Source organism: Blastococcus sp. TBT05-19, from assembly GCF_003319095.1.
GTDB lineage: Bacteria > Actinomycetota > Actinomycetes > Mycobacteriales > Geodermatophilaceae > Blastococcus.
On record NZ_QOHI01000001.1, the window covers coordinates 636,432 to 661,037 of the forward strand.

25 protein-coding genes are annotated in these 24,606 nt (G+C 73.5%); 9 read left to right on the forward strand and 16 right to left on the reverse strand.

Annotation, left to right across the window (positions count from 1 at the left end; translation table 11 throughout):
- Window positions 1–8: 8 nt before the first annotated feature.
- From DQ244_RS03085 to DQ244_RS03095, 3 genes are all read right to left on the reverse strand, one after another.
- Entirely contained in the window at window positions 9–662 is a 654-nt protein-coding gene (locus DQ244_RS03085; protein ID WP_199580125.1) for an acetyltransferase, read from the reverse strand.
- A complete protein-coding gene (locus DQ244_RS03090; RefSeq protein ID WP_158544453.1) occupies window positions 659–1,933 on the reverse strand; it encodes a DegT/DnrJ/EryC1/StrS aminotransferase family protein in 1,275 nt (424 codons plus the stop codon). The genes DQ244_RS03085 and DQ244_RS03090 overlap by 4 nt, the downstream gene beginning before the upstream one ends.
- 307 nt (window positions 1,934–2,240) lie before the next feature.
- Complete coding sequence (locus tag DQ244_RS03095; RefSeq protein ID WP_113809974.1) at window positions 2,241–3,635, reverse strand: aspartate ammonia-lyase; 1,395 nt, start codon at window positions 3,633–3,635, stop codon at window positions 2,241–2,243.
- Window positions 3,636–3,801: 166 nt separating this feature from the next.
- On the opposite strand from DQ244_RS03095, the gene DQ244_RS03100 reads away from it, so the two are divergent.
- Both DQ244_RS03100 and DQ244_RS03105 read left to right on the forward strand, forming a co-directional pair.
- Complete coding sequence (locus DQ244_RS03100; protein ID WP_113809975.1) at window positions 3,802–4,494, forward strand: hypothetical protein; 693 nt, start codon at window positions 3,802–3,804, stop codon at window positions 4,492–4,494.
- Window positions 4,495–4,553: 59 nt separating this feature from the next.
- Window positions 4,554–5,195: a DUF1707 domain-containing protein gene (locus DQ244_RS03105; RefSeq protein ID WP_113810619.1), complete on the forward strand. Its 642-nt coding sequence runs from the start codon at window positions 4,554–4,556 to the stop codon at window positions 5,193–5,195.
- 49 nt (window positions 5,196–5,244) lie between these two features.
- Here the strand turns inward: DQ244_RS03105 and glpX are convergent, their stop codons facing one another.
- Complete coding sequence (gene glpX / locus DQ244_RS03110) at window positions 5,245–6,201, reverse strand: class II fructose-bisphosphatase (protein ID WP_407060694.1); 957 nt, start codon at window positions 6,199–6,201, stop codon at window positions 5,245–5,247.
- Between the two features lie 204 nt (window positions 6,202–6,405).
- On the opposite strand from glpX, the gene DQ244_RS03115 reads away from it, so the two are divergent.
- A complete protein-coding gene (locus DQ244_RS03115; RefSeq protein ID WP_113809976.1) occupies window positions 6,406–7,035 on the forward strand; it encodes a DUF4245 domain-containing protein in 630 nt (209 codons plus the stop codon).
- A 77-nt stretch (window positions 7,036–7,112) separates the two neighbouring features.
- Here DQ244_RS03115 and DQ244_RS03120 read toward each other — a convergent pair whose 3' ends face one another.
- From DQ244_RS03120 to DQ244_RS03130, 3 genes are read right to left on the reverse strand one after another with little or no spacing between them, the layout of a single operon-like run.
- Complete coding sequence (locus DQ244_RS03120) at window positions 7,113–7,331, reverse strand: exodeoxyribonuclease VII small subunit (protein WP_113809977.1); 219 nt, start codon at window positions 7,329–7,331, stop codon at window positions 7,113–7,115.
- Window positions 7,328–8,572, reverse strand: coding sequence for an exodeoxyribonuclease VII large subunit (gene xseA, locus DQ244_RS03125; protein ID WP_113809978.1), 1,245 nt, complete (start codon window positions 8,570–8,572; stop codon window positions 7,328–7,330). Before xseA ends, DQ244_RS03120 begins: the two co-directional genes overlap by 4 nt.
- Before the next feature lie 51 nt (window positions 8,573–8,623).
- Window positions 8,624–9,682 carry a lipid droplet-associated protein gene (locus tag DQ244_RS03130; protein ID WP_158544454.1) on the reverse strand — a complete coding sequence of 353 codons (1,059 nt, stop codon included), beginning with the start codon at window positions 9,680–9,682 and terminating at the stop codon, window positions 8,624–8,626.
- Between the two features lie 144 nt (window positions 9,683–9,826).
- On the opposite strand from DQ244_RS03130, the gene DQ244_RS03135 reads away from it, so the two are divergent.
- Complete coding sequence (locus DQ244_RS03135; protein WP_113809980.1) at window positions 9,827–10,798, forward strand: 4-hydroxy-3-methylbut-2-enyl diphosphate reductase; 972 nt, start codon at window positions 9,827–9,829, stop codon at window positions 10,796–10,798.
- Between the two features lie 70 nt (window positions 10,799–10,868).
- On the opposite strand, the gene DQ244_RS03140 is transcribed toward DQ244_RS03135, so the two are convergent.
- The 5 genes from DQ244_RS03140 to DQ244_RS03160 all read right to left on the reverse strand — a co-directional run bounded on the left by DQ244_RS03140 (window position 10,869) and on the right by DQ244_RS03160 (window position 17,323).
- A complete protein-coding gene (locus DQ244_RS03140) occupies window positions 10,869–11,390 on the reverse strand; it encodes a DUF6542 domain-containing protein (protein WP_113809981.1) in 522 nt (173 codons plus the stop codon).
- A 331-nt stretch (window positions 11,391–11,721) separates the two neighbouring features.
- Window positions 11,722–12,828, reverse strand: a complete 1,107-nt coding sequence (locus DQ244_RS03145) for a DNA recombination protein RmuC (protein ID WP_113809982.1) — start codon at window positions 12,826–12,828, stop codon at window positions 11,722–11,724.
- A gap of 41 nt (window positions 12,829–12,869) precedes the next feature.
- Window positions 12,870–13,412, reverse strand: a complete 543-nt coding sequence (locus DQ244_RS03150; protein ID WP_113809983.1) for a methylated-DNA--[protein]-cysteine S-methyltransferase — start codon at window positions 13,410–13,412, stop codon at window positions 12,870–12,872.
- Window positions 13,412–14,896, reverse strand: coding sequence for an AlkA N-terminal domain-containing protein (locus DQ244_RS03155; RefSeq protein ID WP_233491137.1), 1,485 nt, complete (start codon window positions 14,894–14,896; stop codon window positions 13,412–13,414). Before DQ244_RS03155 ends, DQ244_RS03150 begins: the two co-directional genes overlap by 1 nt.
- A 63-nt stretch (window positions 14,897–14,959) precedes the next feature.
- The gene (locus DQ244_RS03160; RefSeq protein WP_113809985.1) at window positions 14,960–17,323 is read right to left on the reverse strand and encodes a DUF6351 family protein; all 2,364 of its coding nucleotides are present in this window, start codon (window positions 17,321–17,323) and stop codon (window positions 14,960–14,962) included.
- Window positions 17,324–17,530: 207 nt separating this feature from the next.
- Between DQ244_RS03160 and DQ244_RS03165 the strand changes: the two genes are divergently transcribed.
- Both DQ244_RS03165 and ychF read left to right on the forward strand, forming a co-directional pair.
- Window positions 17,531–18,775, forward strand: a complete 1,245-nt coding sequence (locus tag DQ244_RS03165) for an HNH endonuclease signature motif containing protein (protein WP_113809986.1) — start codon at window positions 17,531–17,533, stop codon at window positions 18,773–18,775.
- 55 nt (window positions 18,776–18,830) lie between these two features.
- Window positions 18,831–19,904, forward strand: a complete 1,074-nt coding sequence (gene ychF, locus DQ244_RS03170) for a redox-regulated ATPase YchF (protein ID WP_113809987.1) — start codon at window positions 18,831–18,833, stop codon at window positions 19,902–19,904.
- Window positions 19,905–19,935: 31 nt separating this feature from the next.
- Here the strand turns inward: ychF and DQ244_RS03175 are convergent, their stop codons facing one another.
- From DQ244_RS03175 to DQ244_RS03190, 4 genes are all read right to left on the reverse strand, one after another.
- On the reverse strand, window positions 19,936–20,673 hold the full coding sequence (locus DQ244_RS03175) for a hypothetical protein (RefSeq protein WP_147251456.1): 738 nt from the start codon (window positions 20,671–20,673) through the stop codon (window positions 19,936–19,938).
- 194 nt (window positions 20,674–20,867) lie between these two features.
- Entirely contained in the window at window positions 20,868–22,058 is a 1,191-nt protein-coding gene (locus tag DQ244_RS03180) for an NAD(P)/FAD-dependent oxidoreductase (protein WP_113810620.1), read from the reverse strand.
- Window positions 22,059–22,114: 56 nt separating this feature from the next.
- Complete coding sequence (locus tag DQ244_RS03185; protein WP_113809989.1) at window positions 22,115–22,351, reverse strand: hypothetical protein; 237 nt, start codon at window positions 22,349–22,351, stop codon at window positions 22,115–22,117.
- A gap of 68 nt (window positions 22,352–22,419) precedes the next feature.
- Window positions 22,420–22,959, reverse strand: a complete 540-nt coding sequence (locus DQ244_RS03190; RefSeq protein ID WP_158544455.1) for a dihydrofolate reductase family protein — start codon at window positions 22,957–22,959, stop codon at window positions 22,420–22,422.
- Between the two features lie 118 nt (window positions 22,960–23,077).
- Here DQ244_RS03190 and DQ244_RS03195 point away from each other — a divergent pair, with 118 nt between their 5' ends.
- From DQ244_RS03195 to DQ244_RS03205, 3 genes are all read left to right on the forward strand, one after another.
- A complete protein-coding gene (locus DQ244_RS03195; protein WP_113809991.1) occupies window positions 23,078–23,530 on the forward strand; it encodes a nuclear transport factor 2 family protein in 453 nt (150 codons plus the stop codon).
- Between the two features lie 83 nt (window positions 23,531–23,613).
- Complete coding sequence (locus DQ244_RS03200) at window positions 23,614–23,913, forward strand: PspC domain-containing protein (RefSeq protein WP_113809992.1); 300 nt, start codon at window positions 23,614–23,616, stop codon at window positions 23,911–23,913.
- A 72-nt stretch (window positions 23,914–23,985) separates the two neighbouring features.
- On the forward strand, window positions 23,986–24,606 hold the full coding sequence (locus DQ244_RS03205; RefSeq protein ID WP_113809993.1) for a hypothetical protein: 621 nt from the start codon (window positions 23,986–23,988) through the stop codon (window positions 24,604–24,606).

A 24,606-nucleotide genomic window follows, 5' to 3' on the forward strand; every position in this document is an offset into this window, starting at 1 on the left:
GCGAGAAGTCAGGGTCGGACCAGCGGCCGGGCCGGCACCCCGACCGCGACGACGTCGGCGGGCAGGTCGCGGACGACGGCGGCACCGGCGCCGACCGTGGTGCGGGCGCCGATGCGCCTGCCCTCGATGACCGTCGCCCCGGTGCCCATGGTGACCTCGTCCTCGAGCACGGCGTTGCCCGAGACGGAGACGTTGGGGTTGGCCGTCACGTAGTCGCCGAGCACGGCGTCGTGGCCGACGGTGACCCCGAGGTTGAGGTGCACGTGGCGGCCCAGGCGCACGTTCGTCGTGACGACCGCGGACGCGCACACGATCGACCCGGGGCCGAGGACCACGCGGTGCCGGCCGAGCACGGCGCTCGGGTGGACGAGGGGGATCGCCTCGCGCCCCAGTTCCGTGGCCCAGCCGTCGATGCGCCGGCGGGCCGCGCCGTTGCCGATGGCGATCACGTACCGGACGTCGGCCGGCATGTCCGCCAGGCCGGCGACCGGGCCGAGGAAGGGGACGCCGCGGTCCTCGACCAGCTCGACGTCGGCACGGCCGTCGGCCAGGAAGCCGACGCACTCCAGCCGCGGCGCGGTGTCGTTGATCGCCTCGATCACGTCGTGCACCTCGCGCCCGAAGCCGCCCGCGCCGATGACGACCAGCGGGGTGGCGGTCACGGCACCGCGGGCAACTGTGCGGCGGTGGGGGCGAGGACGAGGCCGTCGGCCGTCCTGCGCCGTGGATGGGGGACCAGCTCGGGGGCCCGCGACACCGGCGCGGTCGTGGCTCGGTGCGGCGCGCGCCGTGGCGTCGTCGCGACGGCGCGGACGACCAGGTCCCGGATCCGCTGGAGCGAGTCCGCGCTGATGTCGTTGGCCATCGGCAGGCCGACGATCCGCCGCGACAGCGACTCCGTGACGCGCAGGTCGAACGCGCGTCGGGCGGAGGAGAGCGCCGGCAGCTGGTGCATCGGCGGGTCGAAGTACACGCGGACCTCGATGCGGGCGTCGTGGGCCTTCCGCAGCAGGAGGTCGCGCGCGGCGGCGCTCGGCAGCGCCACGGGGACGAACTGGAACGTCGAGCCGGCGGAGCCGGCCTGGAACGACACGCCGGCGGACTCCAGCTCGTCGCGGAGCCAGCCGGCCGCCGCGCGGCGGTGGGCCAGCGCGTCGTCGAAACGGTCCAGCACGGCGAGGCCCACGGCGGCGGTCAGCTCGGGCATCTTCGCGTTGATGCCCAGCGGCCCGGTGACCGAGCGGGTGTGGTCGAAGCCGAAGTTGATCAGCTCGGCGAGCGAGGCGAGGACCGTGGCCGAGCGGGACGTGACCAGCCCGCCCTCCCCGATGGCGAAGGGCTTGGTCGCGTGGAAGCTGAACACCTCGGCGTCGCCCTGGTCGCCGAGCTCGCGGCCGTCCTCGTCCACGGCGCCGAACCCCGCTGCGGAGTCGACCACGAGGGGAACCCCGAGGTCCCGGGCCAGGGCCGCGATCGAGTCCCGGCGCGCGCGGCTGGGGGCGGTGCCGAAGGTGGAGCAGTGCAGCACCCCGGCCAGTTCGTCGCGCAGGTCCCAGAGCTGGGCGAGCGAGGCCTCCGAGGGCTGCCAGTCGTGCGGGTCCACGTCGATGAACACCGGCTGGAAGCCGGCCCAGGCCACGGCGTTGACGCTCGCGACGAAGGTGAACGAGGGAACGGCGACCAGTCGCCGCTCGCCCCGGGGGACGCCGAGGCAGGCGCGCAGCGCCACCATCAGCCCGGAGGTCGCGTTGTTCACCGCCACACCGGGGTGCTCGAGCCCCAGCCGGTCGGCGCAGGCGCGCTCCAGCCGGGTCACGCACGGGCCGCCGTTGGAGAACCAGCGCAGCCGCTCGGCCTCGGCGAAGAAGGGCTCGACCTCGCGCAGGCTCGGCAGCGACGGCGCCTGGAAGCGGATCAGCTCGCGTGCGACCACCGGGTGCGCTCCTCTCGGGACGGTGTCCGCCCGGGCGGACACCTGTGGCGTCCCGCTGGGGTCCCGACACCGTTCCCGGCCGGGGTGCCGGGGGCGCGCACCGACCGCACGGGACGGCCGGGGGAGGAGAGGAGCCTTCCGGCCCGACTCCGGACGGAGGAATGGTCACCCGCCCGCCGAGGGCCGCGTCCCGCGACTCGCCGGGGCCCGGAGGAGGCCCAGGCTCCTGGGAACCAGTGCTCCCACCTGGCCCCAGACGTCCCAGCCGTCCCGGCCCGTGGTCACACCGGCCGGGACGACGAGGGGGTCAGGGGTGGGTCATCGAGAGGACGTCGAGGGCCTCGTCGAGCTGCTGCTCGGTGAGCTTGCCCTGCTCCACGTAGCCCCGCTCCACGACGACCTGGCGGATCGTCTTCTGCTCCTTGAGCGACTGCTTGGCCACGATCGCGGCCTCCTCGTAGCCGATGTACTTGTTCAGCGGCGTCACGATCGAGGGGGAGGACTCCGCGTACTCCCGGCACTGCTCGACGTTGGCCACGATGCCGTCGACGCAGCGGTCGGCCAGCAGCCGGCTGACGTTGGCCAGCAGCCGGATGGACTCCAGCACGTTGCGGGCCATCAGCGGCAGGGTCACGTTGAGCTCGAAGACGCCGGTGGTGCCGGCGTAGGTGACGGCGGCGTCGTTGCCGATGACCTGGGCGCCCACCTGGATGACCGCCTCGGGGATCACCGGGTTCACCTTGCCGGGCATGATCGAGCTGCCGGGCTGGAGGTCGGGGAGCTGGATCTCGCCGAGGCCCGTGCGCGGCCCCGAGCCCATCCAGCGCAGGTCGTTGGCGATCTTGATCAGCCCGACGGCGATGGTCTTCAGCTGGCCCGACCCCTCGACGAGCGCGTCCCGCGAGCTCTGCGCCTCGAAGTGGTCGCGGGCCTCGGTCAGGGGCAGGTCCAGGTCGCCCGCGAGCTTCTCGATGATCGCGGCGGCGAAGCCGGGCGGGGTGTTGATGCCGGTGCCGACGGCGGTGCCGCCCAGCGGCAGCTCGCCGATGCGGGGGAGGGAGGCCTCGAGCCGCTCCACGCCGTAGCGGACGGCGGCGGCGTACCCGCCGAACTCCTGGCCGAGGGTGACCGGGGTGGCGTCCATGAGGTGGGTGCGGCCGCTCTTCACGACCTCCGCGTACTCGGTGGCCTTGCGCTGCAGCGAGGCCTCCAGGTGGCGCAGCGCCGGGACCAGGTCGCGCACGATCGCCCGGGTGGCCGCCACGTGGATCGCCGAGGGGAAGACGTCGTTCGACGACTGCGAGGCGTTGACGTGGTCGTTCGGGTGCACCGGCGAGCCGAGGGCCTCGGTGGCCAGGGTCGCGATGACCTCGTTGGTGTTCATGTTGCTCGACGTCCCGGACCCGGTCTGGAAGACGTCGATGGGGAAGTGCTCGTCCCACTTCCCGTCGGTGACCTGCGCGGCGGCGGCGACGATCGCCTCGGCGATCTCCTGCGGCAGGACGCCGAGCGAGGCGTTCACGGTGGCGGCGGCGCCCTTGATGGAGGCCAGGGCGGCGATGAGCTCGCGCTCGATCGGCGTGCCGGAGATGGGGAAGTTCTCGACGGCGCGCTGGGTCTGCGCCCGCCACTTGGCCCAGCTGGGGACGCGGACCTCTCCCATGGAGTCGTGCTCGACGCGGTAGTCCGTCTCGGTGGCCACGGTGCGCTCCCGGTGGTGTGGATGGTGACAGTGCTCCGCACGGGACCCTAGACACCCGTGGGGACGGGGGCCGTTCCGCCCCGGTCGCGCCCCGCCGATCAGGGCGTCGAGCGGCGTTCGGCCGACGAGTCGGTGCCCGCACGGGCACGAGCCCCGAGGAGGGCACATGTCCCAGCCGCCGCAGTCCCCGGACCAGGACCCCGCACCCGAGGCCCCGACGGCGCCGGAGGGCCGGACGTCGCCGGGCTGGCCCGCGCCCGGTGCCTCCTGGCCCGCTCCGTCCGACTGGACCGTGACCACGCCGGCGAGCCACCCCGAGTGGACCGCCGCGCCGCAGTGGCAGCAGCCCGCCCCGGCCGTCGCGCCGCCGCCGGCCGCCGCCCCCTCGCCGCACGGACGCCGGGCGCTGGCCGGCGCCGCGCTGGCCGGCCTCGCCGCCGGCGCCGTCGGTGCCACCTTCCTGGTGACCGCGGTCTTCGCCGGCACCGCCGAGGACATCGGCCGCGGCATGGCGCAGGAGTTCGGCCCGGCCATCTCCGAGGGCGTCCGCGACGGCATGGTCGAGGCCGCCGAGGAGGAGATGTCGCTCTACGAGGACGAGTTCATGTCGGAGGACTACGGCTGGTACGCCGGCGGACCCGGCGGGGACGTCGAGCAGTTCCCGCCCGTGGAGCCCGAGGACCTCGGCCCGGACGAGGTGCTCGACGAGTACGCCCAGAGCTGCTTCGCCGGCGAGTACCAGGCCTGCGACGACCTGCTGTACGAGTCACCGCCGCTGTCGGCCTACGAGGAGTACGCCAGCACCTGCGGCGGCCGGGTCAAGGAGTACGCGGTCCCCGCCTGCACCGAGCTGGAGTGACCGTTCCCGGGGCGCCGGCGCACCCCACGCCGGCGCCCGGGATCGGTAGCGTCCGGAGCGTGACCGACGACGCCGCCGTCCCCGCCGTCCCGTCCGTCCGCGCCTCCGACGCCGATCGGGACGCCCTGGTGGCCCGGCTGCAGACGGCGGTCGGCGAGGGGCGCCTGGACCTCGACGAGTTCGCCGAGCGCGCCGAGGCCGCCTACGCCGCGGTCACCCTCGCCGAGCTGGACGTGCTCGTCGCCGACCTGCCGGCCGACCGCGCGATCGGCGCGGCCACGACCGGCGAGATCGTCGGCCGGCGGGCGCCGCAGGAGGTCACCACCGTCTTCGGCGACGTGCTGCTGTCCGCCGGGCAGGGCCTGCCCCGCCGGGCGAGCACCGTGTTCGGCGACGTCCGGATCGACCTGCGCGGGCTGCGCACCAGCGACGACCGGATCGACCTGCACCTGGGCACGATCTTCGGGGACGTCGACGTGGTCGTGCCCGAGGGCGTCGACGCCGAGCTGCTCGGCCGCACGGTCTTCGGTGACCGGAAGGTCGAGCTGGCACCCGTGCCCCGGCTGGCCGGCACGCCGCTGGTCGTCGTCCACGCCCGCACGGTGTTCGGCGACCTGCGGCTGCGCAGCCTCGCGCCGGGGGTGTCGGCGAGCCGCTGGCGCGCGCTGATGGACCGGCTCACGGCCCGCCAGCTGCCCTGAGCCCGAGCGCCGGGCGGGCGCCGCGGCGCGGAGCCGCGGCGCCGGCCGGTCAGTGGTCGAACGGCACGGCCGAGAAGGCGCGCAGCTTCTCCAGCGAGTGCAGGCTGTCGATCGACCGGATGGTGCCCGACCGCGAGCGCATGACCAGCGACTGCGTCGTGCAGCCGCCGGCGCTGTAGCGGACCCCGCGCAGCAGCTCGCCGTCGGTGATGCCGGTGGCCACGAAGAACACGTCGCCGCGGACCAGGTCGTCGATGTGCAGCACCCGGTCGAGGTCGTGGCCGGCGTCGATCGCCTTCTGCCGCTCCTCGTCGTCCTTCGGCCAGAGCTTGCCCTGGAGCGCACCGCCCATGCACTTGAGCGCGCAGGCGGCGATGATGCCCTCCGGGGTGCCGCCGATGCCGAGCAGCAGGTCGACGCCGGTGCCCTCCCGGGCGGCCGCGATGGCACCGGCGACGTCGCCGTCGGTGATGAACTTGATGCGGGCGCCGGCCTCCCGGACCTCCTGCACGAGCTGCTCGTGGCGGGGGCGGTCGAGGATGCAGACCGTGACGTCGCCGACCGAGCCCTTCTTGGCCTTGGCGATCCGCTTGATGTTCTCGGCGACCGGGGCGGTGATGTCCACGACGTCCGCGGCGGCCGGGCCGGTTGCCAGCTTCTCCATGTAGAAGACCGCCGACGGGTCGTACATGGCGCCCCGCTCGGCCACGGCCATGACCGCGATGGCGTTCGGCATGCCCTTGGCCATCAGCGTGGTGCCGTCGATCGGGTCGACCGCGACGTCGCAGTCGATGCCGTGGCCGTCACCGACCTGCTCGCCGTTGTAGAGCATGGGCGCCTCGTCCTTCTCGCCCTCCCCGATGACGACGACGCCGTTCATGCGCACCGTGCCGATGAGCGCGCGCATCGCGTCCACGGCCGCGCCGTCGCCACCGTTCTTGTCGCCCCGGCCCACCCAGCGGCCGGCCGCCATGGCTGCGGCCTCGGTGACCCGCACCAGCTCCAGGGCCAGGTTGCGGTCGGGGGCGGGGCGGTCGGCGCTGAAGCTGCCACCGGCGGTCGTCGTGGGGAGGGGGCCTTCGGGGACGGGCAGCGACACGGGACCTCCTGTAGGAGGACCCCGTCCCGGCGAACCCTCGCGAACTCGGGGGCGGGCCAGGACGGGGCCAGGGGCGGCAGAGCGCACGAGCGTTGCTGCGATCCTAGGGGCATGACCGGAATCGGCCCGACGAGCCAGCGTCCCCAGGGTCCCGACGGTGCGGACGGCGGAGAGCTGCCCCCGCCGCCGTCGTCCCCGGCGGAGCGGGCCAACCGGTTGAGTGCCGCGAACATGCTGCGCTCGCTGCTGCCGCTGGTGGTGATCTGCCTGCTGATCGTCGGGTGGGCGGCGTTCCGGCAGAACGACGTCGACCCGGTGCGGGAGGTCGACCCGACCAGCACGATCCAGCTGGCCGACGCCCGTGCCGGGTACGAGCTCCTGGTGCCGACCGGGCTGCCCGAGGAGTACCGGCCGACCAGCGCCCGGACCGACGCGGGGAACGTGTCCGAGGGCGACCCGGTGACCCTGGAGATCGGGTACGTGACGCCGGACGGGGCCTTCGCCGGTTTCGTGATCAGCGACGCCGCGCGGGCCGCGCCCGTCGACGAGGTGCTGGACGGGGCCACCGAGGACGGCAGCGTCGACATCGGCGGCGCCCCGTGGACCCGGTCGACGACCGAGCGCGGCGAGACCGCGCTGTCCCGCACGGACGGCGACGTCACTGTCGTGGTCAGCGGATCGGCCGCCGACGACGAGCTGCGCGAGGTCGCCGCAGCGGTCGCGCCCTACACCGCCGCTTGACTACTCGGGCTCAGGAAGGACCCTCCTGCCCCCCGCCGCTCGCAGGCTCGCGACGGGCCCCTGCAGGAGGGCCGAGGTCATCGGTCCGACGGGCTCTCCTCCGGGGCGGCGGCGGCCAGCCGCTCGCGGGCGCGGTCCAGCCAGTGCTGGCACAGCTTCGCCAGCTCCTCGCCCCGCTCCCACAGGCCGAGCGACTCCTCCAGCGTGAGGCCCCCGGCCTCCAGCCGGCGGACGACGTCGGCGAGCTCCTCCCGCGCCTGCTCGTAGGTGGTCGTCGGCTCGTCGGTGCTGCTCATGCGGTGTCCTCCTGGTCGGTGGTGGGGTCGCCGGCCCGGTCGACCCGGACGGGGAGCCGGCCCCCGGCGACGCGGACCCGCAGCGGCTCGTCGTCGCCCACCTCCGCGGGATCGCGGACCAGCGAGCCGTCGGTCCGCTGCACGACGGCGTAGCCGCGCTCCAGCGTCGCGGCGGGGGAGAGGGCGGCCACGCGGGCGCGGGCGTGCTCGAGGTCGCGCTCGGCGGACTCGAGCCGGTGGGTGAGCGTCCGCAGCGCGCGGGTGCGCAGACCGTGGACGTCGTCCTCGCGGCCGTGCAGCAACCGGTCGGGCGCCGCCAGCGAGGGCCGGCTGCGCACCGACTCCAGCCAGCGCTCCTGCTGCTCCAGCCGGGTGGTGACCAGGTGCCGGGCGCGGGCGCGCAGCCCGTCGACCAGCCGCCGCTGCTCGCCGATCTCCGGCACGATCCGGTGCGCGGCGTCGGTGGGGGTGGCCGCCCGGACGTCGGCGACGTGGTCGACCAGCGTGGTGTCGGTCTCGTGCCCGACCGCGGTGACCACCGGGGTGCGGCAGGCCGCGATGGCGCGCACCAGGCCCTCGTCGGAGAAGGGCAGCAGGTCCTCGACCGAGCCACCGCCACGGGCGATGACGATGACCTCGACGTCGGGGTCGGTGTCCAGGCGGCGGAGGCCCTCCATGACGTTGGCCGCGGCGTTGGGGCCCTGGACCACGCAGTGGTGGGTCGCGAACCGGACGGCGGGCCAGCGGCGGCGGGCCGTGACCAGCACGTCCCGCTCGGCGGCGCTGTCCCGTCCGGTGATCAGCCCGACGACGCCGGGCGCGAAGGGCAGCGGGCGCTTGCGGGAGGCGTCGAACAGCCCCTCCGCGGTGAGGAGCCGGCGGATCCGCTCGATGCGGGCCAACAGCTCGCCGAGACCGACGGCGCGGATCTCGGTCGCGCGCAGGGAGAACGAGCCGCGGGCGACGTAGTAGTCGGGGCGGGCCCGGACGACGACGCGGGCGCCCTCGGTGAGCTCCAGCCCCGGGCGCTCGGCGACGTCGCGGTGGCAGGTGACCGGCACGGAGAGGTCGGCCGCCGGGTCGCGCAGGGTGAGGAAGACGGTGGCCGCGCCGCTGCGGCGGGACAGCTGGGCCACCTGCCCCTCGACCCAGACCTCACCCAGCCGGCCGATCCAGTCGGCCACCTTGCGGGCCACGGTCCGCACCGGCCACGGCGACTCGGGGGACGACGGAGCTGTCACTCCGGAAGCGTGTCAGACAGCGCCGTCGTCCCCCCGGGACGGGGTCCGTCCTCAGAGGCCGCGCGGGGCGAGCGGGCTGCTCTCGACGGCCTGCTCCTCGAGCTTCTCCAGCCGGTTGCGCAGCATCCGCAGGTACGGCTCGCGGGCCCGGTTCGCCTCCTCGTAGGCGAGGAGATCGGCCACCGTGGTGAGGGCGTAGCCGCGCAGGCGGCCCCGCAGCTGGGCGATGGAGAAGTCGTCGTACCCGTCGATCGGCGCGGTGGCCGGTGCCTGGGTGGTCCCGCTGCCCTGCGCGTCGTCGGTGGCCTCGGCGACCGGGCTGCCGCTCTCGTCCACGGCGACCGCGGCGTCGGTGGCCGCGACGGTCTCGTCGGTGCCCGCCTCGTCCTGCGGCGCCTCGACGGCGGCGACGCCCTCGTCGGTGACGGTGGCCTCGACGGTGTCCACGTCGCCCTCGGGCGTGAGCACGTCCACGGTGGTGGCGACGTCGGGGGTCTCGACCTCGGCCGGCGCGCTCGCGTCGGTGGTGGTGTCGGACTCCAGCAGGGCCTGCTCGAGGGCGTCGGCGTCCTCGGTGACCGGTGCGTCCTCGCCGCCCGCGGCGAGCGGGTCGGTGTCGGCGACCTCGGGGACCGCCTCGTCGATGGCCAGCTCGTCGAGCACCTCCTCGGTGCTCGGGGCCTCCTCGGTGACCTCGATGGCGCGCTCCGCCGTCGCCACGCCCTCGGCGGAGTCGACGACCGCGTCGTCGACGGCCACGCCGGCGTCGTCGGCGTCGGCCAGGACCGGCTCGACGGCGTCGTCGGTCACCCGGTCGAAGGCGGAGTCCCGGAAGCCGTTGGACGGCTGGGTGGGGGTGACCGGCGCGAGGTCCTCGTCGAAGGTGGCCAGGCCGGGCTCGTCCGCGCCCCGCAGGCCGGTGAGCAGCTCGTCACCGCGGGCGATCAGGCCGGCATAGGTCTGCTGCACCTTCATGGCGTGCTGCATGGCCACGCCGATCACGCGCACGGGCAGCCCCGGCAGCGTCTCGGGCAGCTTGCGCGCCTCGTCGAGCACGGTGGCCGCCAGACCAGCGGCGGCGCGGACAACCTCGGGGATCTCTCGGGACATGCAGCACAGCGTGCCCCAGAAGTCCGCGAGCGACACACCGACCAGCAGCGATACCCCGGGTCGGACGACGTCCTGAGCGTGCGGCGTGGCCCGTACCACTCCACGACGGGCGGTTTCCGGACCTGGCCGCCTTACCATGGGGTCATGGCTGAACAGCGCGGACGCGTCCTGCTGGCCGATCCCCGGGGCTACTGCGCCGGCGTGGACCGGGCGGTGGTGGCGGTGGAGCGTGCCCTGGAGATCCACGGCGCCCCCGTCTACGTCCGCAAGCAGATCGTCCACAACAAGCACGTCGTCGCCACCCTGGAGCGGCGGGGCGCGATCTTCGTGGACGAGACCGACGAGGTGCCCGAGGGCTCGGTCGTCGTGTTCAGCGCGCACGGGGTCTCCCCGGCGGTGCACGAGCAGGCCGCGGCCCGTCAGCTGCGCACCATCGACGCGACCTGCCCCCTGGTCACCAAGGTGCACCAGGAGGCCAAGCGGTTCGCCCGCGACGACTACGACATCCTGCTGATCGGCCACCGCGGTCACGAGGAGGTCGAGGGCACCTTCGGCGAGGCGCCGGAGCACATGCAGCTGGTCGACGGCCCCGAGGACGTCGCCAACGTGCAGGTGCGCGACCCCGACAAGGTGGTCTGGCTGTCCCAGACGACGCTGTCGGTCGACGAGACGCTGGCGACGGTGGACCAGCTGAAGAACCGGTTCCCCGGTCTGCAATCACCGCCCAGCGACGACATCTGCTACGCCACCCAGAACCGCCAGCTGGCCGTGAAGCAGATGGCCGCCGAGTGCGACCTGGTGCTGGTGGTGGGCTCGACCAACTCGTCGAACTCGGTGCGGCTGGTCGAGGTCGCGCTCGAGGCCGGCGCCCGGGCGTCCTACCTGGTCGACTACGCGGCGGAGATCGACGAGGCCTGGCTCGAGGGCGTCTCCACGGTCGGCGTCACCAGCGGCGCCTCGGTGCCGGAGATCCTCGTCAGCGAGGTGCTCGACTGGCTGGCCGAGCGCGGCTACCCCGACGTCGGCACCGTGAAGGCCGCCGAGGAGCGCCTGGTCTTCGCCCTGCCGCACGAGCTGCGCCGGGCCGAGAAGGCGAAGCAGGCCAGCACCGACTGACCCCGCGCCCCAGAACGACAGAAGCCCCGGTCCGCGAGCTCGCGGACCGGCGCTTCGTCGTCGGGGGAGGTCAGCGGCGGCTGACCAGCCGGAACAGGGCCAGCAGGAGGGCGACGCCGGTGGCGGCGGCCATCGTCGGGAAGCCGCGCACCAGGAGCGTGGCCAGCGTGGCGGCGTTCAGAGTGGCCGACGGCGCGAGGGCGGCGTTGACGACGGCGACGAGCACGAAGACCAGGGGCGGCGCGACGACGACCGTGAGCAGGTCGCGACGGCGGACCAGCAGCGCGGCCATCGAGGTGCTGGCGGCCAGGGCGACCAGCGTGATGAGGCCGAGGCCGGTGCCGACGAAGGAGTCGATGCCGCACCCGGCGAGGGTCAGCAGGAAGATGCCGACGACGGCGAGGACGCCGCGCAGCCTGCTCTCCCGGCCTGCGGGGGCCGCGGTGCGGGGACGGGCGCCGGGGCGCTCGGCCACCCGCTCGCTCGCACGCGGGCGGTCGTCGTTCCGGCGCGGCGGGGGAGCGGACTCGAAGCGGTCGTGGGCGTACTCGCGCTCGGCGGCCCGGAGGCGGTCGCCGGAGCGCCCAGGCACCGGGGCGCTCGGGCGGGAGGGGCGCGACGGGCGACCGGATCGCTCGGCGCCGGCAGCGGGGCGGGGGGCGCGCGCCGGGTACGGCCGGTCCGGCCGTGCACCGCTCTGCCATGCGCCTGCAGTGCTGGTGGCCAAGGCGCACCTCCGTCCCGTCCGATGACCGACCCGACTGGTCGACCGTCGGAGCAACGGTAACGACAGAAGTCGCCAGTCCGCCGGAGGACGGCACCGCGTCGCCCGCAACCCGTGGTGTCGGAGCAACGCAGGGGGATGGCTGTGGCACGCGGTGCGAACGAGTTGCCAGCACCCGCGGCCGGCGGGCCCGGGCCCGTCAGCCAGATGTGCCGTCGCGCTCCCGTCCGGCGGCGTCGAACGGCGTCACCGCGCCGTACGTCCCGGGGCTGCCGGGGGCCTCCGCGGGCCGCAGCGTGCGCACCGTCGCCTCGATCTCCTGCGGCTCCGGGACCGGGGCCTCGGCCACGCCGAGGTCGTCGAACCTGCGGGCGGCGGTCAGCACCGAGCGCTCGTAGGAGCCGACGGTCTCGTTGTAGCGGGTGAGCGTGGTCGACAGCGCCGAGCCCAGGCGGGTGAGGTGCCCGGACAGCGTGCTCAGCCGGGCGTGCAGCTTGCGGCCCACCTCCAGCACCTGGTCGGCGTCGCGGGCCAGGCGCTCCTGCCGCCAGGAGTAGGCGACGGTGCGCAGCAGGGCGAGCAGGGTGCTCGGGGTCGCGAGCACCACGTCGCGGGCGAAGCCGTACTCGAGCAGCCCCGGCTCGGCCTCGAGCGCGGTGGTGAGGAAGCCGTCGGAGGGCACGAAGAGGACGGTGAACGGCGCCGCCGGGCGGAAGGCCGTCGGGTAGCGGCGGGCGGACAGCTGGTCGACGTGGGTGCGCAGCTGGCGGGCGTGCATCGCGATCCGCTGGGCCCGGACGTCGCGGTCGTCGGCCTGCACCGCCTCGATGTAGCCGGTGAACGGGACCTTGGCGTCGACCACCACCTGGCGGCCGTCGGCGAGGGTGACCACGAGGTCGGGGCGGACGCCGGCGCCCTCGTCGTTGGTGCCCGACGGCTGCTCCACGAAGTCGCAGTGCTCCAGCAGGCCGGCGACCTCGACCACGCGGCGCAGCTGCACCTCGCCCCAGCGCCCGCGCACGTGCGGCGTGCGCAGCGCGGTGACCAGCGCCGCGGTCTCGTTCTTGAGCTGCGCCGACGTGGAGCCCACCGTGCCCATCTGCTCCCGGAGCTCGCCGTGGGCGGTGGCGCGGGCGCGCTCCATCCCGGCGAGCAGCCGGTGCAGGTGGTCGAGGGACTCGTGCACCGGCTCCAGCCCGTCGTCGGCGGGGCGGCGGCGGCCGAGCAGCGCGACCACGCCGAGGGTGACGGCGGTGGCCAGCAGCGCACCGAGGAGGAGCCCGAGGAGCAGGGAAGCGGCGTCCATGCCCCGGAGGGTGCCGGAGGGGTCGGACAGTTCCGGGGACCTCAGGCGGTGTGGGCGGCCTCGTGGTCCAGCAGCCACCGCTTGACCGGGGTGCCCCAGCGGAAGCCGCCGAGGCCGCCGTCGGAGCCGAGCACCCGGTGGCAGGGGACGAACAGGGCGGCGGCGTTGCGGGCGCAGGCGTTGGCCGCGGCCCGCACCGCGGAGGGGCGACCGCACCGGGCGGCGAAGGCGGCGTAGGTGTCGGGGGTACCGGCCGGGACGCGGCGCAGGATCTGCCAGGCCTCCTCGAGGAACGGTCCGGAGCGCTGGGCCACGGGCACGTCGTCGATCGCCGCGACGTCGCCGTCGACGAACGCCTGGACGGCTCCCAGTACGGGGAGGTGCGGGTCCTCGTCGGCGCCGCTGGGCCGCAGGGTGCGGTGGATGACCGGCCAGAGGTCGCCGAGCTCCGCCGTCCAGCCGCTGGCGAGCACGACGTCGCGACCGTCGTCGTCGGAGCCGACCACGACGGTGAACGGGCCGGGGGGTGTCGGGACGGTGGCGTAGCGGACGCGTGCGGCGCTGGGGTCCAGCAGATCGGTCATCAGGCGCTCCGGGTCAGGTCGGGTGCACGGGTGAAGAGGGCCGGGACGGCGAGCGCCCACAGGTGGAGGACGGCGTAGGAGCTCCACGGCCGCCAGCGCGCGGCGGCGTCGGCGTCGCTGCTGCCCAGGGCGGCGAGCGACTTCCGCAGCGCCAGGTCGCCGGGCAGCCAGACGTCGGGGTCGGCGAGACCGCGCAGCCCCACGAGGGCCGCCGTCCACGGGCCGATGCCGGGGACGGCGAGCAGCGCGCGCTCCGCCTCGTCCCGCTCGGCACCCGGGCCCAGCGCGACCGTTCCGTCGGCGAGGGCGCCGGCGAGCGCGTGCACCGTCCGGCGGCGGGCGCCGGTGAGGCCCACGGCGGTCAGGTCGGCGTCGACCAGCGCGCCCGGCCGGGGGAAGGCGTGCGTCAGGGTGCCCACCGGCTCGGGCAGGGGCGTGCCGGCCGCCGTCACCAGCCGGGCGGTCAGCGTGCGCGCCCCGGCGACCGACACCTGCTGCCCGAGGACGGCGCGGACGGCGAGCTCGTCGGCGTCGGGGGAGGCCGGCACCCGGCGTCCGGGAGCGGCGGTCACCACCGGGGCGAGCGCCGGGTCGGCGCGGAGGACGTCGTCGACGGCGACGGGGTCGGCATCCAGGTCCAGCATCCGGCGGCAGCGGGTGACCGCCGCACCGAGGTCGCGGAGCTCGGTGAGCCGGAGGCGGGCGATGACCGCGGACGAGCCGTCCGGCGCGGGGGAGAGCCGGACGACAGCGGGTCCGTGCGGCAGGTCGAGGACGCGGGAGAACGTCGTCCCGTCCCACTCCTCGAGGCCGGGCACGGCGTGCGCCCCGAGGAAGAGGAGCACCTCGTCGCCGGCGTACGGGGGCCGGGCGGCCAGGCGCAGGGTCAGCCAGCCCGGGGTGCTCTCCCCGGTGCCCCGGCGGGTGCGGCGCAGCTCGGTGGGGGTGCTCGCGAAGACCTCGCGGACGGTGTCGTTGAACTGCCGGATGCTGGCGAACCCGGTCGCGAAGGCGACGTCGGCCATCGGCAGGTCGGTGGTCTCGATCAGGATCCGGGCGGTCTGCGCGCGCTGGGCCCGGGCGAGGGCCAGCGGGCCCACGCCCAGCTCACCGACGACCAGCCGGTGCAGCTGGCGCTCCGAGTACCCGAGGCGGGCGGCCAGACCGGGGACTCCGGAGCGCTCCACCTCGCCGTCGGCGATGAGCCGCATGGCGCGGGCGACGACGTCGGCCCGCACGTCCCACTCCGGCGAGCCGGGTGCGGCGTCCGGCCGGCAGCGGCGGCAGGCGCGGAACCCGGCGCCCTGGGCGGCGGCCGCGGTGGAGAAGAAGTCGACGTTGCGGGCCAGCGGGGTGCGCGCCGGGCAGGACGGCCGGCAGTAGATGCCGGTGGTGCGGACGGCGGTCACGAACCAGCCGTCGAACCGCGCGTCCCGGCCGGCGACGGCGCGGTAGCAGCGCTCGTGGTCCAGGGACTCGGTCACGACGCCGAGCATGCCAGCCCCGGACGACGTCCTCTGGCGGTTTTCGGACGCCGCCGTGACGGCTCAGCGAGCGGAGGACACCGACAGCGGGGGCTCGCCCAGCGGCGTCCCCCCGTGCACGACGCTGCCGTTTTCGCCCTGGTAGGTCAGCCAGGTCTGCGCCGCCTGGAAGCCCTTGCCCGGGTCGGCGTAGTCGCAGACGCCCGTGGGGAAGGCCCCCTTCAGGGCCGCCTGCTGGTCGGCGGTGAAGACCTCGGCGAACGGCTTGCCCGCGTACACGAACTCCTCGATCGGCATCAGCGCGCAGTCCAGACGGTCGTCGGTGAACCCGACGCTCGCCGGGCCGACCCCGTTGACGGGCGCCTGGTCCCCGCCGCCGGCCTCGATGCGGGGCGAGGAGAAGATCGTCGGGTCGACGGTGGCGTCGCACAGGGTCAGCGGCGCGTCGATCCCGTCCGCCGCCACGCAGCGCTCCTGGACCCCGGCCGTGGTGCGGGCTGCGATGACCTTGTCGGCGAGGGAGACCTGGCGGTGGTCGGCCTCGACCGCGGCGAGCCACTCGTCCATCGCGCGGATCGAGTCGTCGACGAAGCTGACGTCGCCCAGCAGCGGGGTCTGGCCCTCCCAGAACACCTGGTTGTCCGCCGTGCCGTGCTCGCGGATCAGCCGCTCCCGCATGGAGTGCTTGCGGTAGACGTCGTGGAAGGCGCCCGGCTCGGGTCCGCCCAGGTCGATGATGGCCACCTGGTCGAGGTGCGCGCCGGTGTTGACCGCGCCGCTGCGGTAGGCGCGCTCGTTGGCGACCGGGTCCGACGGCGTCCGCTCCGCCGTGCGGTTGAAGTCGAGGTCGTAGCCGCCCACGTTGACGTTCAGCGCGACGAACTGCTCCGGCGTCAGCGGCGGGCGGGTCGGGTCCGCTCCGGCCGGGTCCAGGAACGAGCGCAGACCCGACAACCCGTACTGGATCCCGACACCGCTGATCGGCCGGCGGGCGAAGCCCTGCTCGTCGACGCCGAACACGTTGCGCATGTAGTCCTGCAGCGTGCAGCGGACGCCGTCGGGGTTGGTGTTCTCGTCGTAGACGTCCTCCGGTGCGACGCCGGGGCACTCCCGGCTCGGGTCGCCGCTGTTGGGGATCGCCTCGGTGAAGGTGATCTGGTTCGCCGGGTTCGCGTGGCCGAAGATGCTCGGCCACTGCGCGGGGGTGATCCCGTGCTCCGCGGCGGTGGCGGGGTCCTCGAGGTAGTCGCGCAGCAGCACGTAGTCGACGTACTGCTGGGCGCTGCTCCACCCGTCGGTGAAGCTGCACTGCGGGGTGATGCCCTGGTAGACGCCGGGGTAGGCGTTGGCGACCTGCTGCTGCACGAGCGAGCCGCCCGAGCACCCGCTGCCGATCGTGAAGCGGAGCGGGCCGAAGCGCTCGACCACCATCTCCTTGGTCATCAGGAGCGACTCGGCCTGGGTGACGAGGTTGCAGTTGTGCCCGGCGTTGTCCAGCGCGTGCGACGCGACGGCGAACCCCTGCGACAGCGCGTCCTCGAAGAGGACGTCGGGCGCGCTGCCCGACTCGTAGCCGGTGTCGCAGCTCTGGCCGTGCGTGAGCACGAGCTTGTTCGCGAAGCCGGGGTTGGCGGCGGCCGGGTCAGGGGCTCCACCCTGCGCCGGGTCCCACAGCGCGGCGATCTTGTACTGGTCCCGCAGGCTGTAGCCGGTCTCCTCGCGGACGATGAAGGGCACGGTCTCGCCCTCGTCGGTGGTCGTGGTGGCGACGTCGGCGGGCGGGTTCGCCGGGTCGTAGGGCTGCAGACCCGAGGGGACGGCGCCGTTGAACAGCTGGATGCTCACGCCACCCTGGGTCGGGTCCGTGGACTTGTAGAAGTAGGCGACCGTCGGCGGCTGGCCGCAGTCCGGCTCCGCGGAGCCGTTGGTGCACGTCCACGGCTGGATCTGCGGCCCGGAGAACACCGGCCCGCTCTGCGGCGCGTTCGTCACGACCAGCTGGGCGCTCAGGTGCTTCGGTGCACGGGCCGTGATGGTGCTCTCGCCCAGCGGCAGGTCCGTGACCAGCCCGCGCAGGCCCGGGCCGCCCGGGCGGAAGGCCTTCGAGACGTCCCGGTCGCCGGCGGTCACCTTCACCTTGCGGGGGTCGGTACCGGCCGGCAGCGCGATCTCGACGAAGGTCTCGCCCCCGCTGACCAGGTCGGCGCGCGACGACAGCGTGCGGACCTGGATCGGCTCCCCGTTGTCCATCGGGTCGAACGACGAGTAGGCGGGCACCGCGAGCGGGCCGGCGGGCGCGGACGACCCGGTCGGGCCGGTGGCCTGCGCGGGTGCGGTCAGAGCACCGGCGGCCACGAGCAGTGGGACGGAGAGGAGCAGCGCCAGACGCCGGTGGTCGGAGGCGGGCTGAGCGGCGGTGCGTCGCATCGGTCATCTCCTGCGTCGGGGGCTCTGGGCCGTACAACGACGAGCTGTGCCGCAGGTCACGCCACGTTCCAGGCGGGTGTGCAACGGCGACGTCGAGCCTGCGCCGCTGCAGCCGGTGGGTGTCAACACCCGGCAGACGGTTGTGGACAGGGCGCTGACCTGGGGATTCGTGCTGCGGATGCCAGTTCGATCCGCTAATATTCGTACATGCGTTCGACTGGTTCAGCGGCTCTGGAGGCGGCTCTCGACGAGTTGTCGTCCGAGCGGCTGGACGGCATGTTCGGCCCGCAGCTGCTCGAACGGCTCGGCGACCTTCTGACGGCGCAGAACCGGCTGGCCGCCGAGGTGGCGCGCATGGTGCGGCAGTGCGAGCTGGCCGGAGCCGCGGAGGTCGACGGCAAGGCGTCGATGCCCGCCTGGCTGCGCGGGCACCGTCGGATGTCGCAGGCGGCGGCCTCGGCCGTGGTGCGGAACGGGCGAGCGCTGGAGCAGATGCCTGCACTCGCCGCGGCGTTCGCGTCCGGTGCGGTGTCTGCTGAAGCGGTCGGCGTGATCGCGCCGGTGGCGGCGCCGCAGAACGTGGCTGCCGCCGAGGCCTCGGGTGTGGACCTGGCCCAGATCGACGAGCTGCTCACCGAGGTCGCCGCCGGGGCCTTCCACGCCGACCTGCGCAAGGCGGTCGCGCACTACCTGGAGCGCCTCGACCCCGACGGTGAGGAGCCCGACCCCACCGAGCAGCGTTCCTTCACCCTGGTCAAGCATGCCGACGGCTCGGTCAGCGGCCGCTTCGAGCTCGACGCCGTCGGCGGCGAGAAGGCACAAGCCGCGATCGAGTCGATCGTGCAGGCCGACCGCCCCGCCGGTGACACCCGCACGAGAGCCCAGCAGCAGGGCGACGCCTTCGTGCAGCTGTGCGACAACCAGCTCGCCGCCGGTGGTCTCCCGACCCTGCGCACCGTCAAGCCGCACGTCGTGGTGACCATCCCCCTCGAGGACCTGGTCGGCTCCGACACCGGCCTCGCCACGGCCGACCTCGGCTTCGGAGCCACCATCTCCGCCGCCCGCGCCCGCTGGCTGGCCTGCGACGGCAACGTCACCCGCATCGTCATCGGCCCCGAAGGCCAGCCGCTGGACCTCGGACGCACCCACCGCGTCGTCCCGCACCCGCTGCGCCGCGTGATCGAGCACCGCGACCGGCACTGCGTCTTCGCCGGCTGCGACGCACCGACCCACTGGTGCGACGTCCACCACCTCATCCATTGGGCCCACGGCGGAGAGACCGAACCCGGCAACCTCGCACTGCTTTGCGAGCGCCACCACACCAAGGTCCACCACGGCTTCCGGATCGAACGACAACCCGACGGCCGATGGCGCACCTACCGGCCCGACGACACCGAGATCCTGGTCCTTCCCCGCATCGCGACCGAGCCGGCCAGCACCCGGGCGGGGTGACCCCGTCAGGTCGCACGGCGGGGCGGGTGAGTTCCGGCCCGTACTCTGAACTCCCGTGAGCCTCACCATCGGGATCGTCGGCCTGCCCAATGTCGGCAAGTCGACGCTGTTCAACGCCCTGACCAAGAACGACGTCCTCGCGGCGAACTACCCGTTCGCGACGATCGAGCCGAACGTCGGTGTGGTGGGCGTGCCCGACCCGCGGCTGGCCACGCTCGCCGAGCTCTTCGGCAGCCAGAAGATCATCCCGGCGACCGTGTCGTTCGTGGACATCGCCGGCATCGTTCGCGGCGCCAGCGAGGGCCAGGGCCTGGGCAACAAGTTCCTGGCCAACATCCGCGAGAGCGACGCCATCTGCCAGGTGATCCGGGCGTTCACCGACCCCGATGTCGTGCACGTCGACGGCAAGGTGAGCCCGGCCGACGACATCGAGACGATCAACACCGAGCTCCTCCTGGCCGACCTCCAGACCCTGGAGAAGGCGATCCCGCGGCTGGAGAAGGAGATGCGCAAGGACAAGGAGCGCGCCGAGCTGCACAAGGCCGCCGTCGAGGCGCAGACGATCCTGAACGAGGGCAAGACCCTGTTCGCCGCCGGCATCGACCCCGCGCCGCTGCGCGAGCTCGGGCTGATGACGACCAAGCCGTTCCTCTACGTCTTCAACGTCGACGCCGACGAGCTGGCCAACACCGAGGCGCTCGACGAGCTGCGCGCGCTCGTCGCCCCGGCCGAGGCCATCTTCCTGGACGCGCAGACCGAGTCCGAGCTCATCGAGCTGCCCGCCGACGAGGCCGCCGAGCTCCTCGAGTCGATCGGGCAGAGCGAGCCGGGCCTGGACCAGCTGGCGTCCGTCGGCTTCCGCACCCTGGGTCTGCAGACCTACCTGACCGCCGGGCCCAAGGAGGCCCGCGCCTGGACCATCCCGGTCGGCGCGACCGCTCCCCAGGCGGCCGGTGTCATCCACACCGACTTCCAGCGCGGCTTCATCAAGGCCGAGATCGTGAGCTTCGACCAGCTGGTCGAGGCCGGCTCCATGACCGAGGCCAAGTCCAAGGGCTGGGTGCGCATGGAGGGCAAGGAGTACGTCATGGCCGACGGCGACGTCGTGGAGTTCCGCTTCAACGTCTAGGGCGGCTGCCTTTTGTCTGGCGGATGGCCCTTTAGGCCCCGCCAGGGGGGAGCATTTGGACGATCTGCCCCCAAGATTCGATGGCCTCGGCGATCACCGGGCTTGACGTGAACGTGATCCATACGGCGCCGCCAACCGCAGCCACACGTTTCCACGCTTCCGTCTTCTTGGCGGGCTCAGGCGCGAAGACAATTGTGATGCGCAGCCTGTCCAGTGCTGCTTTGACAGCGTCCGGACCGCCCATCTGGAAGCTCGCCAGAGCGTTGGCGATTCGATGCAGGTGGTCTACCACCTCCCGTTTCAACTCTGTCGGCAACTCCGTGTCCTCGGAGATGTCGCGAATAAGGCCTCGAACATCGTCATGGAGCGAGATGATTGTGGCCTCGGCTGGTACAGGCCCTTCGCTCGCCGCGATTGACAGGAAGCCTGATATGGCGGCGAGGGTGCTCAGGACCCGCCTGTCTGGCAAGTAGTTGGAAGCGGCCATAGACCTGAAGTCGTTGCGCGGAAAGATCACCGCGCTGACCCAGTCGCCGGCAAGTTCGTAAAAGAGACTGAGCTGGTCAGAGTCGCCCACGCGGATCAGTGACTGTTCGATCTCGGGCACGAGTCCAGCAACCCTGCTGACACCAATCAGCGTTTGTTCGGCGTCATGCGTCTTGAGCGTCTGCTGCCATGTCTCGAGGATGTTCTTGTTCGCCGAGGCTTCCGTCATAAACGCCGTCAAGACGGTATGCAGCCGTCCGGCTGGGTTGTCCAGCTTGGCCACGCAGGGCTCCCTCACCTCGCCGCTGGTTTCGCAGCGGATGCCTTCGTCGGCTTTACCCTAGCCGTCTGTAACGGTCAGTTTCGGAGGCTCAGGCGGCGCGTTCGGCCGCCGCGACCAGACCAACGTCCGCAGGCCCGCCGCCAGAGGGCCACCGCCTGAGGTCTGGCGTCGACTGCTCGACCAGCTGAGCTCCCTCACACCTTTCCGCGGAGGATGCGGCGCCAGTAGACCTGCGGCAGGCCGTGGCGGTCGAACAGCCACTGCCAGCGCCGGGCCTTGAACGGGTCGATCAGCGGCACCGACGGGCTCGGCCGGCCCTCGCGGTCCACCTCGTTGAGCATCAGCTTCCGGCGGGTCACGGTGATCGGCATGACCGTGTAGCCGTCGTACCGCGTCAGCCGCTTCCCCTTCCGCACGGCCGCCAGGTTCTTCGCCAGCACGTCCACCTGCTTCCGCAGCGCGCCTCCTGACGGACGGGTGGCGAGGTCGGCGGCGTCACCGATCGCCCAGATCGACCCGTGCCGCCGCGACCGCAGCGTCTCCGGGTCGACGTCGACCAAGCCGGGAGCGGGGTCGGCTGCGAGGCCGGCGTCGGCGATCCACCGCGGTGCCCGGTAGTGGGGGACGGCGTGCGCGAAAGCGACGTCCTCCAGCACCCGGGTGCCTGCCGGCGTGCGGACGTGGAGCGCGTGGACGTCCCAGTCGACGTGCTCGATGCGGGCCTCGCGGAGCACCCGCACCCCGTAGCGGGTGAAGGTCTGCTCCAGGTGCTCGTCCGCCTCCGGCAGCCTCGTCGCGGTCGCCTCGGGGAGCACGAGCACCACATCGAGGTCGGCCAGCACCCCGGCCCGCCGCCAGGAGTCGCAGGCCATGAGCAGCGGCTTGAGCGCCGTCGGTGCGCACGAGGCCGGCTCCGGCGGCACGGTGAACACCACGGTGCCGCTGCGCAGGGCCGACAGCCGCGGCCAGACCTGCGGCGTGCTGCCGGGGACGTAGGTGGACGCCGCCCAGCCGTCGGCGTACGCCTGCTGCAACCCCGGGGTCGCCTCCCAGTCCTCCACCAGCCCGGGGCACAGGACGAGCGTCGAGGCGTGCAGCGTGCGGCCGCCCCGGGTGCGCACGGTCATCGCCGCCGGGTCGACGGCCACGACGGCGTCGCGGATCCACCGGCAGCCGTCCGGGACGACGTCGGCCATCGGCCGCTCCAGCTCCGACATCGAGGCCTCCCCGGCGCCGACGTAGTTCAGCAGCGGCTTGTACCGGTGCACCGGCTGCGGAGCGACGAGGGTGACCTCGTCGAACCCGTCGCGGAGCAGTCGCGCCGCCAGGGAGATGCCGGCGTTCCCGCCACCGACGACCAGGACCTCGGAACGCTCGACAGCCACGGTGCGGAGCCTGCCCAGTTCACCCGGCTCCCACACGGCGGTCGTCCGGCGGGCAGTTAGCCGGCGAGGCGGGCGCACTCGGCGCAGTGCGGGCCGCCGCCGGACGCCGGCCAGTCCGCCGCCGCACGAGCGACGACGAGCGCACCGCACACCGATGCCTCGAGCCCGTCGACCACGGGCTGGGCGACCGCGTGCGCGACGTCCCCGGCGCGCCCGATGGCGTGGCCCTGCGCTCGGAGGTCGCGGCCGGTGCTCCCGGCGCCGGAACCGCTCACGAAGAGGCTTCCCGTCATGACGTCAGGGTGGGGGCACCAGGTGTCCGGGGGGTGACGCCGTCCCGAACACCTGGTGCGTCCTTCTCTCAGCCCTCGCGGACGGGCCGGTAGACCAGGTGCAGGACGCCGGTCGGCAGCGCCTCCGATGACACCAGGTCCAGCGGCGTCCGGCCCAGCTCGTCGGTCCACCGGCGCTCGCCGGAGACCACGATCGGGTCGACGAGCAGCACGAGCTCGTCCAGCAGCCCGGCCTCGAGCAGGGCGCGCACGGTGCTCAGGCTGCCGGACATGCCGATCCAGCCGTCGGTGCTGTCCTTGAGCGCACGGACGTCGTCGAGGCTGCTCAGGACCGAGGTGTTCTCCCAGTCCGACTTCTCCAGCGTGGTGGAGAGGACGTACTTGCGGATCGGGTTGATGAAGTCGCCGAACTCGTCGGTGGTGTTGCCCGGCCAGTACTGCGACCACATGTCGTGCAGCACCCTGCCCATGAGGTAGGCCTCGCAGCGGTCGTTGTGCTGGTCGACCGCCTTGCCCATGGCGTCGTCGAAGTACGGGAAGTGCCAGTTCTGCGGATTCTCGGCCGAGCCGTCGACGGTGGTGAACAGGGCGGCGGCGATCTTTCCCACGGGCGTTCTCCTTGCGGTGTACGGGTGTCGAGAAGGTAGACGGAGGGCCGGCGCGGAAATCATCGGGCAGGGTGGTGCCGGGTGGCCGAAGGGCGGTCGCCGCGTCCGAGGAGGTCCCGTGTCCCGTCCGCCGTTCCCGCCGTTCACCCTGGAGACCGCCCGGCAGAAGGTCCGGGCGGCCGAGGACGCGTGGAACACCTGCGACCCGCACAGGGTGGCGCAGGCCTACACCGAGGACACCGTCTGGCGGAACCGCAGCGAGTTCCTGACCGGCCGCGACGAGGTCCGTGCGTTCCTGGCGCGGAAGTGGGACCGGGAGCGCGACTACGCGCTGCGCAAGGAGCTGTGGGCGTTCACCGACGACCGGATCGCGGTCCGCTTCCAGTACGAGTGGCAGGACGCCGACGGGCGGACCTGGCGCTCGTACGGCAACGAGAACTGGGAGTTCGCGTCCGACGGGCTCATGCGCCGGCGCGAGGCGAGCATCAACGACGTTCCCATCGCCCCGGAGGAGCGCTGGATCCTCGGCCCCCGGGACGACGACGACGCGACGCCGCTCCCGCTGCGCTGAGGGTCGCAACCAGGGGAAGACCAGGGTCGGATCCGGGCGTTCCCCGATTCCCGGCGCGGCTGCCGGCGGCCAGGCTCGGGGACATGACCACAGCAGAGACCCCCACCCAGCAGCAGCCCCCCGTCCGGCCCTTCCTGCGCAGCGGCACCGACCGGATGGCCGGCGGCGTGTGCGGAGGGATGGCCGAGTACACCGGCATCGACGCGACGCTCTGGCGGATCGCCGCCGTCCTGTTCACGCTGACCGGCGGCGCCGGCGTCCTCGTGTACCTGCTCCTCTGGGTCGCCGTGCCCTCGGCGCCGCTCCCGGAGGGCACCCGCCCCAGCCTGCTGGAGGAGTGGGCCCGGCGACTGCGCGCCGCCGTGGTCGACCGCCGGCGGTGAACCCGCAGGCCGACACGGCGCCGCGCTGCTGCGGGACGGCCCGCAGCCGGGTCGGTGCGGCAGGATGACCGCATGACCAGCCCCGCCGGACACCAGCAGCCGGCTCCCATGGTGGTGCCGCGGTTCTTCGTCAAGCAGCGGATCACGGTGATGGTGAACCGCTACGAGATCCGCACGGCGAACCTCGACGGAGAGCCAGGGCAGCTGATCGCCTTCGCCGAGCAGAAGCGGATGAAGCTCAGGGAGGAGGTCGTCTTCTTCTCCGACGAGTCGAAGAGCCGGCGGGTGTTCTCCTTCAAGGCCCGTCAGCGGCTCGACGTCAGCGCCGAGCACGACGTCTACGACGAGTACGGCACGGTCATCGGCTACTTCAGCAAGCAGTTCGGCGCGAGCCTGCTGCGCTCCACCTGGAACCTGTCGGCCCCCGGTGTCGACGCCGTCGGGCAGGAGCGCAACGTGGCCATCGCGATCCTGCGGCGCGTCTGGGGCTTCATCCCGTACCTCGGCAACGTCTGGGTGCCGTTCCTCTTCCACTTCGACTTCACGCGGCCGAGCACCGGCGAGATCGTGATGTCCAGCCACAAGAAGATCGGCTTCCGGGACGCCTACGACGTGACCGTGCCGGATCCGCGGCTGGACTTCCGGGTGGCGGCGTCGATGGCCGTCGCGCTGGACGCGCTGCAGAGCCGCTGA